Source organism: Mycobacterium sp. BK086, assembly GCA_004362315.1.
In the GTDB taxonomy this organism is placed as follows: Bacteria; Actinomycetota; Actinomycetes; order Mycobacteriales; family Mycobacteriaceae; genus Mycobacterium.
In genome coordinates this window covers 896,845-911,081 of record SNWL01000003.1, presented here as the reverse complement: position 1 = coordinate 911,081, position 14,237 = coordinate 896,845, and the positions used below count along the sequence as shown (strand labels likewise).

The window sequence follows — 14,237 nt, the reverse complement described above, 5'->3', positions numbered from 1 at the left end:
AGGAAGGCAGCATCGCATGGGTGTCAGTCTGACCAAGGGTGGAAATGTTTCGCTGACCAAGGAGGCACCGAACCTCACCGCGGTGGCCGTTGGCCTGGGTTGGGATATCCGGACGACGACGGGAACCGACTTCGACCTCGATGCCAGCGCCATCGCCACGGGCGCCGACAAGAAGGTGCTCAGCGACAAGCATTTCGTCTTCTTCAACAATCTGAAGTCCCCGGAAGGCTCGATCGAGCACAAGGGCGACAACCTCACCGGTGAGGGTGAAGGCGACGACGAGGTCATCACCGTCGACCTCGCCGCGACGCCGCCGAGCATCACCAACATCTTCTTCCCGGTGTCGATCTACGACGCCGACTCGCGCTCGCAGAGCTTCGGGCAGGTCCAGAACGCCTTCATCCGGGTGGTCGACCGATCCAACGGCAAGGAGCTGGCGCGCTACGACCTGTCCGAGGATGCCTCCACCGAGACCGCGATGGTGTTCGGTGAGCTCTACCGCAACGGCGAGGAATGGAAGTTCCGCGCGATCGGTCAGGGCTATGCCTCGGGTCTGGCCGGCATCGCGCGTGACTACGGAGTGAACGTCTAACACCGACCCACCGACGTCCACCGGCGCGATCCGCGCCGGTGGCCGTCGCCAATTTCCACACTTGTCAAGGGGATCGCCATGGTCTTACGCGTCTTCGGAATCTCGTTTCTCGTCTCCGCGGTAGCGCTGGTTGTCGCGTTCCTCTACGGCGGGCCGCAGGCCCTCATCCTGGCGGCGGTGCTGGGCATTTTCGAGGTCTCGTTGTCGTTCGACAACGCGGTGATCAATGCCACGGTGCTGCGCCGGATGAGCGAGTTCTGGCAGAAGATGTTCCTGACCGTGGGCATCCTGATCGCGGTGTTCGGCATGCGGCTGGTGTTCCCGCTCGCCGTCGTGTGGATCACCGCCGGCCTGGATCCGGTCCGCGCCCTTGACATCGCGCTGAACCCGCCGGCCGGCGGCGCGCCGTACTTCGCGGACGGATCGCCGAGTTACGAGACCGCGCTGACCGCCGCGCATCCGCAGATCGCCTCGTTCGGTGGCATGTTCCTGATGATGCTGTTCCTGAATTTCATCTTCAGCGAACGCGAAATCACCTGGCTCAGTTGGTTGGAGCGCCCACTGGGCAAGGCAGGCAAGCTCGACCAGCTGGCGGTCGTGGTGGCGCTTGGCCTGCTGGTGATCTCCGCGGAATTCCTCGCTCCCGACGAGCATCGGCCGACGGTCTTGCTGGCGGGAGTTCTGGGCATCGGGACCTACATCCTGGTCGACGGACTGGGCTCGATGTTCGAGATCGACGACGACGAGGAAGCGGGGGAGGGCACCTCGAATGGCCCCTCGGCGCTGGCCGTAACCACCGGCAAGGCAAGCTTTTTCCTGTTCCTGTACCTCGAGGTACTGGATGCGTCGTTCTCGTTCGACGGGGTGATCGGTGCGTTCGCCATCACCAGCGACCCGATCATCATTGCGCTGGGCCTGGGCTTCATCGGGGCGATGTTCGTGCGGTCGATCACGATCTTCCTGGTCCGCAAAGGCACCCTGTCGGATTACGTGTACCTCGAGCACGGGGCGCACTGGGCGATCGGCGCGCTGGCGTTCATCCTGCTCATCTCGCTTGGCGTCCATGTCAACGAAATCGTCACCGGCTTGATCGGCGTGGTCCTGATCGCCGCGGCCTTCATCTCCAGCGTCATGCGCAATCGCCGTGCGGCCCAGGAGGACAAGACGTCAGCCCTGGCGGGCTGAGCGTCAGCGCTGTTGCTGCTGTGCGGCCATCTGTGAATTGATCACCGAGCCCAGGTGCTGCAGGCCGGTGAAGGTCAGGCCGTGCAGCTGGGATTCGATGGAGCGCACGATCGCCGAGTCGCTGATCACCTTCTCGCTGGATTGCACGAGAATCGTTCCCGCGCCGGTGAAATCGAACTGGCGCTCCTCGCCGGTGTTGATGCCCATGCGGGCGGCGCCTGCCGAGACGAACCCACTGATCCAGCGCTGATCGAAATGATGACTGGGCGCCGGGCAATCGGCCCAGCCGACCAGCGCTTCGGGGTCCACCCGCGCCGGCGGTTCGACGAACAGCACCGGACCGTTGGATGAGGCCAGGAATTTTCCGGTGCCGATGAGGGTGACGAACCCCGGCACGATCGACTGGTTCATCGCGAGACCGGGTTGGAACGCCAGCAGATTGGCGGCTCGAATGGTCAGGTTGCCGTCGTCGAGATCATAGGAATTGATGTCGTAGCCGCGGTCGCCGATGATCAGATTGCCCTGGCCTTCTGCCACCACGTAGTCGCCCAAATACAGTGGGGCGGAGAAATTTTGCGACACCATATGCAGTAGGCCCGCGTGCAGGCCGGTGGTGAGCGCCCGGAATTCGATCTGCCCGTAGTAGGCGATCATGGCGCCCTTGCGCATGAACCACGGCGCGGTCAGGTTGATGTTGAAGGCATAGTTGTTGCCGGGGACGTTGTCGTCCGGCGGCAGGTTCGACGGATTGACCATCTGCGTCACAGCTTTTCCTCCGATGCCTGAACAAAGACGGTGCCCTGGCCCTGGCAGTTCAGCTGCATGGCCTCGCCGGATCCGCGACCGACCGCGTCGCGCCAGCTCATCGCGGTCTTGAGCTCGGTGGTGACATTGCCGTAGGCGCCGACGAAGGCTTGCGGGTCCACCACCACCGGAGCGGGGCCGCCCACCTGCAATTCGAGTACGCCGCCGTGGGCGAGCAGCACCGCCGCACCGTGCCCGGACAGCTGGGTGGTGAACATGCCCTGACCTGTGAGCGCCCCGGTCGCGGCGCCGCGCAGCATGCCCATCATGCCGCCACCGCCGCCACCCGAACCGCCGGCGACCGAGACGATCGCGCTCTGTAGGCCGGCCGTATTGGCAAGCAGCCGTGAGGCTTCCACGGTCAGGACCGCGCCGGGCTGAATCTCGACGATGTGCAGATCCAGGCCGGCGTAGCCGTAGTGGACCTCGCCGTAGCCCTGGGCGAGCATGGTGCGTTCGTGCTCACCCTGCATCATCCGCCCCGCGATCCGCATCAGACCGCCCATGCCGCCCATCTGCGCGGCACCGGGAACCTGATGCGGACTGAAAGCGACGTCTCCGGTGTAGAGCAGCATGGCGCCGGTGCGGGCGACGACACCGCCGGCCGCGGCCACGTCGACTTTGACGACTTTCGAGTTGACCTTCGTGAAGACCATCGGCTTACCGTTCCGCCGGCTGAATGGACACCAAACCGCTTCCGTCCCAACGCAATGAGAACGCCTCGCCGGATCCTTGGCCCACCACGGTGCGCCAGGACACGTCGGTGATGAAGGACTGCTGCAGATTGCCCTTGGCGCAGACGAACGCGTCGGGATCGACGACCAGCGGGTACTGCGGGGACACCTCGAGATGGATCAGCGGACCACCGGCCGACAACAGGGCCACCTGCCCGACGCCGGACACCACCGTGGTGAACAGGCCCTGTCCTGACGATGCGCCGCGCAGCCCCGCGAAGGTGACGTTGGTCTGCAGGTTGCCGGCCAGTGCCAGCAGCTGGCGGGACTCGACGCGCAGTTGTTCGTTGTTCAGGTCGATGACGGCGACGTGCTGGGCGTTGACGGCCAGGAAGACCCGGCCGTGGCCCTGACATTCCATCAGCGACAGGGATTCTCCGGTGGCCCGTTGCTTGATGCCGGCCACCAGGCCCGCTCCGCCGCCGAAACCGGCGGTCTTGAACGACACGTTGCCCTCGTAGGCGACCATCGAGCCGCTGAGTGCCTTGATCGCGGTGTTCTCCAACCGCGCTTCAATGATTTTGCCCGACGCCTGGAACAACTGGGCCATCGAACCCGCCTTCCGTAGGTCAGCGACAGACTAACCGAATCGGGCCGAACGCAGCGGGTTTCGGCTTCCTGGGGGATGGTCTGGACGGTGGCCTGCTAGCGTCTTCGGTCATGAGTGGCGCGGTGTGTCCGGGATCGTTCGATCCAGTGACGCTGGGCCATGTCGATATTTTCGAGCGCGCCGCAGCGCAATTCGACGAAGTGATCGTCGCGGTGCTCATCAACCCCAAGAAGTCGGGGATGTTCGATATCGACGAGCGCATCGCGATGATCTCCGAAGCCACCGCCCATCTGCCCAACCTGCGTGCCGAGGCGGGGACGGGGCTGGTCGTCGACTTCGTCAAGGAGCGCGGGTTCACCGCGATCGTCAAGGGTCTGCGCACCGGCACCGATTTCGAATACGAGCTGCAGATGGCCCAGATGAACAAGCACATCGCGGGGGTGGACACATTCTTCGTGGCCACCACGCCGCAGTATTCATTCGTCTCGTCGTCGCTGGCCAAAGAGGTGGCGACCTTCGGTGGCGACGTCTCGGCGCTGCTGCCGGAGGCGGTCAATCGCCGCCTGCAGGCCAAGCTCGCCGAACGCTGAGATTCTGCGGCGGAATCGGCCGCCGAGCAGCTTCTGAAGTCGACATAATCACCAGCGGGACGCCCTCTGACCGGTGCGCTTGTCAAAAACGTCTTTTCGACACACCGGCATGTCACCGCAGTCACAGGCGTAACACCAGGCACACTAGTCACTACCAACTACGCCCAGGAGGGTGGCGCCGTGTACCGAGTTTTTGAAGCGCTCGATGAGCTGAGCGCGATTGTCGAAGAGGCCCGTGGCGTGCCGATGACGGCTGGTTGCGTGGTTCCGCGCGGCGACGTGCTGGAGCTGATCGACGACATCAAGGACGCCATCCCCGGTGAGCTCGATGACGCCCAGGACGTGCTGGACGCCCGCGATTCGCTGTTGCGGGAGGCCAAGGAGCACTCCGAGTCGATGGTGTCGAACTCCACCGCCGAGGCTGACTCGCTGCTGAGCCATGCTCGCGCCGAGGCCGATCGGCTGCTGGCCGAGGCCAAGTCGCAGGCTGACCGGATGGTCGCCGAGGCCCGTCAGCACAGCGAGCGCACGGTCACCGAGGCCCGCGAGGAGTCCGGCCGCCTGGCCGCGACGGCCAAGCGCGAGTACGAGGCCGCCACCAGCAGGGCCAAGGCCGAGGCCGACCGGCTCGTAGAGAACGGCAACATGTCGTACGAGAAGGCCGTGCAGGAAGGCATCAAAGAGCAGCAGCGGCTGGTGTCGCAGACCGAGGTCGTCCAGGCGGCCAACGCCGAGTCGAGCCGGCTGATCGACACCGCACACGCCGAGGCTGACCGGCTGCGCGGCGAGTGCGATATCTACGTCGACAACAAGCTGGCCCAGTTCGAGGACTACCTCAACGGCACGCTGCGCTCGGTGAGCCGGGGTCGTCACCAGCTGCGAACCGCCGCGGGGACACACGACTACGTCCAGCGCTGACCGGTTCGGCCCGCGCCTACCTACTGGATCGGGCCGCACCGCGTTTTAAGATTGGATTCATGGCAACGCCACGCAGTGCCCGAACCCAGCACAGATCGCGGTCGGCGCTCGTGTTCGACATCTCCCGGCTGGGGCGGCGCCCCGGATCCATGCTCGAACTGCACGAGACGGTGCCGAGTCCGTCCAGGATCGGATTGGACCTGATCGCAATCGAGCGCGGTGCCGATCTGACCCTGGATCTGCGGCTGGAATCGGTGTCCGAAGGGGTGCTGGTCACCGGAACAGTGCACGCGCCGACGAGCGGTGAATGCTCTCGGTGCCTGACGCCGGTCACCGGCGATGTGGAGATCTCGCTGACCGAGCTGTTCGCCTATCCGGACAGCGCGACGGAATCCACCACCGAGGAAGACGAGGTCGGCCACGTCGTCGACCAGACCATCGATCTCGAACAGTCCATCGTCGACGCCGTCGGCCTGGCCCTGCCGTTCGCTCCGTTGTGCACCGAGGACTGCCCGGGGTTGTGCCCGCAGTGCGGTGTCGCCCTCGCCGGCGAGCCGGGCCACCACCACGACCAGATCGATCCTCGTTTTGCCAAGCTGGCGAACATGTTTCCCGCCGCAGACGAGGAGAACACCCCCGGACCGGGGGCGGGCGATTCGTGAACCCGGGACGCGAGAATCTGCTGGACGCCTTGGGTGTCGACATGTCCGACGAGTTGCTGACGCTTGCGCTCACGCACCGCAGTTACGCCTACGAGCACGGCGGGCTGCCCACCAATGAGCGCCTGGAGTTCCTCGGCGACGCGGTGCTGGGCCTGACGGTCACCGATGAACTGTTCCACCGCCACCCGGATCGATCCGAGGGCGACCTGGCCAAGCTGCGTGCCAGCATCGTCAACACCCAGGCGCTGGCCGACGTGGGCCGGGGCCTCACCGATGAGGGGCTGGGGGCGCATCTGCTGCTGGGCCGCGGTGAGGTCAACACCGGCGGCGCCGACAAATCCTCGATCCTGGCCGACGGCATGGAGTCGCTGCTGGGTGCGGTCTACCTGCAGCACGGTATCGATACCGCACGCAAGGTGATCCTGCGGCTCTTCGGCAATCTACTGGACACCGCACCGACGCTGGGCGCCGGTCTGGACTGGAAGACCAGCCTTCAAGAGCTCTGTGCGTCAAAGGGTTTGGGGCCGCCAACCTACGTCGTGACCTCGACGGGGCCCGACCACGACAAGCAGTTCACCGCGACCGTCGTGGTGGGGGAGTCGGAGTACGGCACCGGTGTGGGCCGCTCCAAGAAGGAAGCCGAGCAGAAGGCCGCGGCGCAGGCCTGGCAGGCCATCACGGACAACTCACCGGATGCCTGAACTGCCGGAAGTCGAGGTCGTCCGGCGCGGCCTGCAAGCCCATGTGGCCGGCAAGACGATCACCGCGGTGCGGGTGCACCATCCGCGGGCGGTGCGCCGACATGAGGCCGGCGCCGCCGACCTGACCGCACGGCTGCTCGACGCCGAGATCACCGGCACCGATCGTCGCGGAAAGTACTTGTGGCTCAATCTTTCTGACGGAGAGACGGCATTGGTGGTGCATCTGGGTATGAGCGGGCAGATGCTGCTCGGTGAGGTGCCCAACACCAACCATCTGCGGATCGCGACGCTTCTCGACGACGGCACCACGCTGAGTTTCGTGGACCAGCGCACCTTCGGCGGGTGGCAGCTGGCCGACCTGGTCGACGTCGACGGCAGCCGTGTTCCCGAGCCGGTGGCTCATATCGCCCGTGATCCGCTGGATCCGTTGTTCGATCGCGATGCCGTCGTTACGGTATTGCGCCGCAAGCATTCTGAGATCAAACGGCAGCTGCTGGATCAGACTGTGGTGTCCGGTGTCGGCAACATCTACGCCGACGAGTCGCTGTGGCGGGCCAAGATCAACGGCGCGCGGTTGGCCGCCAACCTGACTCGCCGCCAGCTCGGCGAGCTGCTGGACGCGGCCACCGAGGTGATGCGCGAGGCGCTGGGCCAGGGCGGCACCTCGTTCGACTCGCTGTATGTGAACGTCAACGGCCAGTCGGGCTACTTCGACCGGTCGCTGAACGTCTACGGCCGCGAAGACCTGCCCTGCCCGCGCTGCGGGACGGCGATCCGGCGGGAGAAATTCATGAACCGCTCGTCGTTCTACTGCCCGCAGTGTCAACGAAATCCGGCCAAGCCGCGCCCCCGGGGTTGACGGCAGCGCGACTACCAAGGAGTGGACGACAACATGACTGATCTGTGGGTGGAACGCACCGGCGTGCGGCGCTACACCGGGCGCAGCAGCCGCGGCGCGGAGGTGCTGATCGGCTCGGAGACCGACGAGGGCGTCTTCACCCCCGGTGAGCTGCTCAAGATCGCACTGGCCGGCTGCAGCGGCTTGAGCAGCGATCAGCCCCTGCGTCGCCGCCTCGGTGATGACTACCAGGCGCAGATCAAAGTCTCGGGGCCGGCCGACCGCGAGCAGGAGCGCTACCCGCTGCTGGAGGAGAAGCTGGAGATCGACCTGTCCGGGCTGTCCGCCGAAGAGGTCGAGCGCCTGGTCGTGGTGGTCAGCCGCGCGATCGACCAGGTCTGCACCGTCGGGCGCACGCTGAAGTCCGGCACCGAGGTCCGATTCGAGGTGACCGACGTTGGCCGAGTCTGAAACCCGGCTGACCGCCTGGGTGCATGGCCACGTCCAGGGCGTCGGCTTCCGCTGGTGGACCCGCTCGCGGGCGCTGGAGCTGGGCTTGACCGGCTATGCGAGCAATCAGGCCGACGGCCGGGTGCTCGTCGTGGCACAGGGTCCGCGTGACGCATGTGAACAGCTGTTACAGCTGCTACGTAGTGAGAAAACTCCTGGGCACGTCGACAACGTTGTCGTCGACTGGTCACCGCGCGGCGAACCCATCAGCGGCTTTTCCGAGCGGTAGTCTGGCACGCCGTGTACCTCAAGAGTCTGACGCTGAAGGGCTTCAAGTCCTTCGCTTCGCCGACGACTCTGCGCTTCGAGCCGGGCATCACCTGCGTGGTCGGTCCCAACGGCTCGGGTAAGTCCAATGTCGTCGATGCGCTGGCCTGGGTGATGGGCGAGCAGGGCGCCAAGACGCTGCGCGGCGGCAAGATGGAAGACGTCATCTTCGCGGGCACCTCGTCGCGGGCGCCGCTCGGGCGCGCCGAGGTGACGCTGACCATCGACAACTCCGACAACCTGCTGCCCATCGAATACTCCGAGGTGTCGATCACCCGGCGGATGTTCCGCGACGGTGCGGGTGAGTACGAGATCAACGGCAGCAGCTGCCGGCTGATGGACGTTCAAGAGTTGCTGAGCGACTCCGGTATCGGGCGCGAAATGCACGTCATCGTCGGCCAGGGCCGGTTGTCGCAGATTCTCGAGTCGCGGCCCGAAGACCGCCGGGCGTTCATCGAAGAAGCCGCCGGCGTGCTCAAGCACCGCAAGCGCAAGGAAAAAGCGGTCCGCAAGCTCGAGTCGATGTCGGCCAACCTGGCCCGGCTCACCGACCTGACCACCGAGCTGCGTCGCCAGCTCAAGCCGTTGGGCCGCCAGGCCGAGATGGCCCGGCGCGCCCAGACGATCCAGGCCGACCTGCGTGACGCCCGGCTGCGACTGGCCGCCGACGACCTGGTGACCCGCCGCGCCGAGTTCGCCGGCGCCGACAACACCGAGACGACGCTGCGCCGGGAGCACGACGACGCGACGACCCGCCTCGAGGTGGCCAGCGAGGCGCTCACCGCCCACGAGGCCGCGGTCGCGACGCTGTCCGAACGCACCGACGCCGCCCAGCAGGCCTGGTTCCGGCTCTCCGCGCTGGCCGAACGGGTCAGCGCCACCGTGCGGATCGCCAGTGAGCGGGCCCAATATCTGGACGCCGAACCCACCGCGAGCACCGGACCCGACCCAGACGCCCTGGAGGCCGAGGCCGACGAGGTCGCCGCCCGCGAGCAGGAGCTGCTTTTCGAGCTGTCCGAGGCCCAGTCCCGGCTCGAGGTCGCCAGGGCCGAGCTCGGCGAACGCGAACGCGCGGCCACCGAGGCCGAACGGGCCCACATGGCGGCCGTGCGCGCCGAAGCCGACCGTCGCGAGGGCCTGGCTCGGTTGGCCGGCCAGGTGGATACGTTGCGCGCCCGCGTGGAATCGATCGACGACGGAGTGGCGCGGCTGACCAACGCGATCGAGGAGGCCGGCGCCCGTACCCAGCACGCCCGGGCCGAGTTCGAGACTGTGCAGGGCCGGGTCGGTGAGCTCGATCAGGGCGAGGTCGGGCTCGACGAGCATCACGACCGCACGATCACCGCACTGCGACTGGTCGACGAGCGGGTGGCCGAACTGCAGTCCGCCGAACGCGCCGCCGAGCGGCAGGTGGCCTCGCTGCGGGCCCGCATCGACGCGCTGGCGGTCGGCTTGGAGCGCAAGGACGGCTCGGCCTGGCTGACCGAGAACCGTGGCGGCGCAGGACTTTTCGGAACGATTGCCAAACTGGTCAAGGTGCGGTCGGGTTACGAGGTGGCGCTGGCGACGGTGCTGGGCGCCGCTGCCGACGCGGTGGCCGCTGACAACTCTGACGCCGCCCGGTCCGCGGTGCGGGCACTGAAGGAAGCCGACGGTGGCCGGGCCGCAATCGTGTTGGGCGACTGGCCGATAACCGCGCGACAGTTCGGGTCGCTGCCCGACGGTGTGTCCTGGGCGCTGGATCTGATCGAAGCGCCGGGGCGCCTGCAGGGCGCGATGACCGCGATGCTGTCCGATGTCGCTGTCGTCCAGGATCTGGGGGCCGCGCTCGACCTGGTCGCCGCACGGCCGACGCTGCGCGCGGTGACGCTCGACGGCGATCTGGTCGGCGCCGGCTGGGTGAGTGGCGGGTCTGACCGCAAGCCGAGCACTCTGGAGATCGCCGGCGAAATCGACAAGGCCAGAACCGAACTCGCTGCGTCCGAGACGCAGGTCGCCGAACTGTCGGCGGCATTGACCGGCGCGCTCAGTGAGCAGGGCGATCGCCAGGACGCCGCCGAGCAGGCGTTGGCCGCGCTCAACGAATCCGACGCCGCGATCTCGGCGATCTACGAACAGCTCGGGCGGCTCGGGCAGGAAGCCAGGGCCGCCGAGGAGGAGTGGCGCAGGCAGCTGGCCCAGCGCGGCGAGCTCGAGGCCAACAGGCTACAGACGGTCGAAGAGCTCACGGCACTCGAAAACCGTTTGGCTGCAGCGCAAGACGACCAGACGATCATCGACGACGAGCCGGTGGACCGGCAGTACATGCAGGCGGCCGCCGAGGAGGCCAGGGCTGTCGAGGTCGAGGTCCGGCTTGCGGTACGCACCGCCGAAGAACGCGCGAATGCTGTTCGCGGGCGAGCGGATTCGCTACGCCGCGCCGCGGCGGCCGAGCGGGAGGCGCGGATCCGCGCTCAGCGCGCCCGGGCCGCCCGCGAGCACGCGGCGGCGGTCGCCGCCGCGGTGGCCGATTCCGGCCGCCGCGTCGCCGACCGCCTGTCGGGCGTGGTCGCGGCGGCGTCCCGCCGCCGCGACGGTCTGGCGGCCGAACGCCAGGAGCGGGCCACCGCCATGGCGGCGGCCCGCGAAGAGGTGACCGCGCTGAACAGTCGCATCACCGCGCTGACCGATTCACTGCACCGCGACGAGGTCGCCAAGGCTCAGGCCGCCATGCGCATCGAACAGCTCGAGCAGATGGTGCTCGAGCAGTTCGGTATGGCCGCAGACGATCTGATCGCCGAATACGGACCCGACATCTCGCTGCCTCCGTCGGATCTGGAAATGGCCGAATACGAGCAGGCCAAGGAGCGCGGCGAACAGGTGACCGCGCCCGCGCCGATGGTGTTCGACCGGCCGACCCAGGAGCGCCGCGCCAAGCGGGCCGAACGTGAGCTGGCCGAACTGGGCCGGGTGAATCCCCTTGCGCTGGAGGAGTTTGCGGCGCTGGAGGAACGCTACAACTTTCTGGCCACCCAGCTCGAGGACGTCAAGGCAGCCCGCAAGGATCTGCTGGACGTGATCGCCGACGTCGACGCCCGGATCCTGCAGGTGTTCGCCGAGGCCTACGCCGACGTCGAGCGCGAGTTCGAGCAGGTGTTCTCGGCGTTGTTCCCCGGCGGCGAGGGCCGGCTGCTGCTGACCGACCCCAATGATCTGCTGACCACCGGCGTCGAGGTGGAGGCCCGCCCGCCGGGCAAGAAGGTCAAGCGGCTCTCGCTGCTCTCCGGTGGTGAGAAGTCGCTGACGGCGGTCGCGATGCTGGTTGCCATCTTCCGGGCCCGCCCGTCACCGTTCTACGTCATGGACGAGGTCGAGGCCGCGCTCGACGACGTGAACCTGCGCCGGCTCATCGGATTGTTCGAGCAGCTGCGGGCGCAGTCACAGCTGATCGTCATCACCCACCAGAAGCCGACGATGGAGATCGCCGACGCGCTCTATGGCGTCACGATGCAGGGCGACGGCATCACCACGGTCATCTCGCAGCGGATGCGTGGCGAAGAGCTGGTGTCGGCCGCCAACTAACCGGCGGCGAAGTGTTGCGCGACGAGTTCGCGCGCCAGCGGGAATTCGCCGAGCTCGGCGGCCAACAGCCCACTCAATTCGGCCACCACCGTGGGACCGACGTCGCGGGCGGCCAACACATCGACGATCCAGTACGCAGTCTCCGAGATCGGGCGGCTGTCCCCGGTGAGCAGCGTTGCCGATACTGCATGCAGCGCTTGACTCAGGGTGTCTGTCGCGAGGTCGGCGAAGGCCGCGCTCGGGTTGGGCTCGCGGGTCAATGACCAACGCTGACGCAATGATTCGACAATCCGACGGTGATGGAGGTCGAGCAGGGCTTGCTCGGTGATGGCCGCAGCCGGCCGCTCCGGCAGCACGCTGACCACCGCGGGCAATGACTCCATGGTCGCGACCGCGGAACGTGCGTCGGGTGCCCAGGCCGTTGCACCGAGCGCGCGGGCCCGCTCGTCGTCGTAGCCGAATGCCGGACCGCCGACAAGCGTCGGCACACCGGCCGCGGTGGCCGCCTCGATGAAACGGCGGGTGGTCGGCAGTGCGCCCAGCACCGAACAGCTGATCGCCACCGCGTCGGGCCCGTGATCTGAGACATGCTGACTGAGCCGCAGTGGCGACGTGGCCGCGCCCAGCACGGTGGTGTCCCACCCGTGGGCGCGTAAGGCGCAGCCGATGATCTTGGCAGGCAGCTCATGCCATTCGCGCTCAGCGCAGGCCACCACAACCGAGCTGCCCCGCAGCGGGCGTTGCGCGACCAAGTCGGCGACGGCCTGGGTGGCGGCGACCGAGATCGCCGTGCAGGCGTGCTCGTCGGCAACCGTCCATTCGCCTCGCTGCCAACGCATTCCGACGTCGCGCTGAGATGCGGCGATCACCTCGGTCAGAACCGTTATCGGGTCGGCGCCGTCGGTGACCAGCTGTGTGACGATTCCCGTTGCCTGCGCACGGTCCCTGGCCGCCAACGCTTTTCGATAGTCAGAGGCCGAGCTCATCTCTCGCATGTGACCGCCAGCAGGGCGATGTCGTCGTGCGGGTCGCCGTCGAGGTACTCAAGGACGTCGCGCTCGACCGCCTCGCAGATCACATCTCCGCCGGCGCCGGCATAGGCAGGAAGGATACCCAATAGCCTTGGTACGCCATAGAAACGCTCATCGCGGCGGGCCTCCTCGACACCGTCGGTGAACATCAGCATGGTGTCGCCCTGCTGCAGTCGCACGGTTGCGGGCCGGTACACCACACCGGGTTTCACCCCTGTTGCGATTCCGGCGACCTCCACCTGCTCGACATTGCCGTCGGCCCGAATGAGGATCGGTGCCGGGTGCCCGGCGGCGGCGATATCCGCCTCGGCTCCGTCAGGCGCGCTGCGGACCCGGGCGCACAGTGCGGTGACGAAGCCGCTCGCCCTCTGCTCGCACAGCACCGAGTTCAGCGCATCGAGCACGGACGCGGGTCTGCGGTCGAAATGGGCTGCGGTACGGACGGTTTGGCGGGCTTGCAGAGTGAGGGCGGCGGAGTCCACGCCCTTGCCGCACACATCGCCCAACGTGGCGAGCAAGTCGTCGTCGGTGCCGATGACGTCGTAGAAATCGCCCCCGACTTCGAGGTGTTCGACGGCGGGACGGTACCGCGCGGCGACCCGAAAGCCGCTGAGCTGGGGGAGTTTTGGTGGGCGCAGGGTGCGCTGTAGCACCGCGGCCAATTGGCCGCGCTCCTCATAGCTTCGGGCGGAGTCGAGGGCGACCGCGGCCGTCGCCGCCATCCGTTCCGCTTCGGTGATGCTGTCGTCGTCGAAGTGCCGCCCGGCAGTGCGGGCCAATACGAGAACCCCCGTCGTCGTGCCGCGCGCTATCAGCGGCAACACCAAGACGTCGACCGGGCGCAGTCCGGCGAGTTCGGTGGCCAGGCCGGCATGCCGCAGCCGTCCGGAGATGTCGGCGGCCGATTCGTCCGTACCGATGAGACGGTGGACGCGCTGGCCGGTGCGCAGCACCTGGTCCAAGCCGCGCTCGGTGACCGACGATCGCGAAATGACCGCGGAGAAACCGACATTGGCTCCGCCGTAGAGCGCCAGACCGCCGGTTCGGTGATCGGGCATGGCGACCACGGCCCAATCCGCGAGCGCGGGCCGCACGGTGGTGAGCAGTTTCAGGACAGTCCGCCGCAGATTCAGCGACCCGTTGAGCGCAAACTCGACGTCATCGTCTCGCGGCGGGGCGTCGGGGATCGATTCGTTTGCCATCGTGCTCCACGCTAGCGTCAACCGAACGCCACTTGCAGGCCTTCTGGCCATCGTGGCGACGGCCGCGAGCTAACGTGGCAACGGGTTCAGCA

The 14,237-nt window shown here is 67.2% G+C and carries 15 protein-coding genes; 10 read left to right on the top strand and 5 right to left on the bottom strand.

Annotated elements, in window-relative coordinates:
• The first annotated feature begins 16 nt into the window (after window positions 1–16).
• Window positions 17–592 (top strand): TerD family protein, encoded by a 576-nt coding sequence (locus EV580_RS04405; protein WP_133689889.1) that lies wholly within the window; start codon window positions 17–19, stop codon window positions 590–592.
• 78 nt (window positions 593–670) lie between these two features.
• The gene (locus EV580_RS04400; RefSeq protein WP_133689888.1) at window positions 671–1,777 is read left to right on the top strand and encodes a DUF475 domain-containing protein; all 1,107 of its coding nucleotides are present in this window, start codon (window positions 671–673) and stop codon (window positions 1,775–1,777) included.
• A 3-nt stretch (window positions 1,778–1,780) separates the two neighbouring features.
• On the opposite strand, the gene EV580_RS04395 is transcribed toward EV580_RS04400, so the two are convergent.
• The 3 genes from EV580_RS04395 to EV580_RS04385 are packed head-to-tail and all read right to left on the bottom strand — an operon-like array spanning window position 1,781 to window position 3,865.
• On the bottom strand, window positions 1,781–2,542 hold the full coding sequence (locus tag EV580_RS04395) for an AIM24 family protein (protein ID WP_133689887.1): 762 nt from the start codon (window positions 2,540–2,542) through the stop codon (window positions 1,781–1,783).
• Window positions 2,539–3,237 carry an AIM24 family protein gene (locus EV580_RS04390; protein WP_133689886.1) on the bottom strand — a complete coding sequence of 233 codons (699 nt, stop codon included), beginning with the start codon at window positions 3,235–3,237 and terminating at the stop codon, window positions 2,539–2,541. The genes EV580_RS04395 and EV580_RS04390 overlap by 4 nt, the downstream gene beginning before the upstream one ends.
• A 4-nt stretch (window positions 3,238–3,241) precedes the next feature.
• Window positions 3,242–3,865, bottom strand: coding sequence for an AIM24 family protein (locus EV580_RS04385; RefSeq protein WP_133689885.1), 624 nt, complete (start codon window positions 3,863–3,865; stop codon window positions 3,242–3,244).
• Window positions 3,866–3,975: 110 nt separating this feature from the next.
• On the opposite strand from EV580_RS04385, the gene coaD reads away from it, so the two are divergent.
• The 8 genes from coaD to smc all read left to right on the top strand — a co-directional run bounded on the left by coaD (window position 3,976) and on the right by smc (window position 11,912).
• Window positions 3,976–4,455, top strand: coding sequence for a pantetheine-phosphate adenylyltransferase (gene coaD, locus EV580_RS04380; protein ID WP_133689884.1), 480 nt, complete (start codon window positions 3,976–3,978; stop codon window positions 4,453–4,455).
• A gap of 180 nt (window positions 4,456–4,635) precedes the next feature.
• Window positions 4,636–5,373: a cell division protein SepIVA gene (gene sepIVA / locus EV580_RS04375; RefSeq protein WP_133689883.1), complete on the top strand. Its 738-nt coding sequence runs from the start codon at window positions 4,636–4,638 to the stop codon at window positions 5,371–5,373.
• A 59-nt stretch (window positions 5,374–5,432) separates the two neighbouring features.
• Complete coding sequence (locus tag EV580_RS04370) at window positions 5,433–6,035, top strand: YceD family protein (protein WP_133689882.1); 603 nt, start codon at window positions 5,433–5,435, stop codon at window positions 6,033–6,035.
• 41 nt (window positions 6,036–6,076) lie between these two features.
• Window positions 6,077–6,736, top strand: coding sequence for a ribonuclease III (gene rnc / locus EV580_RS04365; protein WP_221218481.1), 660 nt, complete (start codon window positions 6,077–6,079; stop codon window positions 6,734–6,736).
• Entirely contained in the window at window positions 6,729–7,595 is an 867-nt protein-coding gene (mutM, locus tag EV580_RS04360) for a DNA-formamidopyrimidine glycosylase (RefSeq protein WP_133689880.1), read from the top strand. Before rnc ends, mutM begins: the two co-directional genes overlap by 8 nt.
• Before the next feature lie 33 nt (window positions 7,596–7,628).
• Complete coding sequence (locus EV580_RS04355) at window positions 7,629–8,045, top strand: OsmC family protein (protein ID WP_133689879.1); 417 nt, start codon at window positions 7,629–7,631, stop codon at window positions 8,043–8,045.
• Window positions 8,032–8,313 (top strand): acylphosphatase, encoded by a 282-nt coding sequence (locus EV580_RS04350; RefSeq protein ID WP_133689878.1) that lies wholly within the window; start codon window positions 8,032–8,034, stop codon window positions 8,311–8,313. Before EV580_RS04355 ends, EV580_RS04350 begins: the two co-directional genes overlap by 14 nt.
• Before the next feature lie 11 nt (window positions 8,314–8,324).
• On the top strand, window positions 8,325–11,912 hold the full coding sequence (gene smc, locus EV580_RS04345; protein ID WP_133689877.1) for a chromosome segregation protein SMC: 3,588 nt from the start codon (window positions 8,325–8,327) through the stop codon (window positions 11,910–11,912).
• Here smc and EV580_RS04340 read toward each other — a convergent pair.
• Window positions 11,909–12,898, bottom strand: a complete 990-nt coding sequence (locus EV580_RS04340; RefSeq protein ID WP_208114560.1) for a cobalamin B12-binding domain-containing protein — start codon at window positions 12,896–12,898, stop codon at window positions 11,909–11,911. The genes smc and EV580_RS04340 overlap by 4 nt on opposite strands.
• Window positions 12,895–14,145 (bottom strand): PP2C family protein-serine/threonine phosphatase, encoded by a 1,251-nt coding sequence (locus EV580_RS04335; protein WP_133689875.1) that lies wholly within the window; start codon window positions 14,143–14,145, stop codon window positions 12,895–12,897. The genes EV580_RS04340 and EV580_RS04335 overlap by 4 nt, the downstream gene beginning before the upstream one ends.
• Window positions 14,146–14,237 lie beyond the last annotated feature (92 nt).

What these genes read in the sequence shown, in the direction of transcription:
- EV580_RS04370 (WP_133689882.1), top strand. Translation starts at nt 5,433, where the DNA reads ATGGCAACGCCACGCAGTGCCCGAACCCAGCACAGATCGCGGTCGGCG.
- EV580_RS04390 (WP_133689886.1), bottom strand. Translation starts at nt 3,237, where the DNA reads ATGGTCTTCACGAAGGTCAACTCGAAAGTCGTCAAAGTCGACGTGGCC.
- EV580_RS04400 (WP_133689888.1), top strand. Translation starts at nt 671, where the DNA reads ATGGTCTTACGCGTCTTCGGAATCTCGTTTCTCGTCTCCGCGGTAGCG.
- EV580_RS04385 (WP_133689885.1), bottom strand. Translation starts at nt 3,865, where the DNA reads ATGGCCCAGTTGTTCCAGGCGTCGGGCAAAATCATTGAAGCGCGGTTG.
- EV580_RS04355 (WP_133689879.1), top strand. Translation starts at nt 7,629, where the DNA reads ATGACTGATCTGTGGGTGGAACGCACCGGCGTGCGGCGCTACACCGGG.
- EV580_RS04340 (WP_208114560.1), bottom strand. Translation starts at nt 12,898, where the DNA reads ATGAGCTCGGCCTCTGACTATCGAAAAGCGTTGGCGGCCAGGGACCGT.
- mutM (WP_133689880.1), top strand. Translation starts at nt 6,729, where the DNA reads ATGCCTGAACTGCCGGAAGTCGAGGTCGTCCGGCGCGGCCTGCAAGCC.
- EV580_RS04335 (WP_133689875.1), bottom strand. Translation starts at nt 14,145, where the DNA reads ATGGCAAACGAATCGATCCCCGACGCCCCGCCGCGAGACGATGACGTC.
- EV580_RS04405 (WP_133689889.1), top strand. Translation starts at nt 17, where the DNA reads ATGGGTGTCAGTCTGACCAAGGGTGGAAATGTTTCGCTGACCAAGGAG.
- coaD (WP_133689884.1), top strand. Translation starts at nt 3,976, where the DNA reads ATGAGTGGCGCGGTGTGTCCGGGATCGTTCGATCCAGTGACGCTGGGC.
- rnc (WP_221218481.1), top strand. Translation starts at nt 6,077, where the DNA reads ATGTCCGACGAGTTGCTGACGCTTGCGCTCACGCACCGCAGTTACGCC.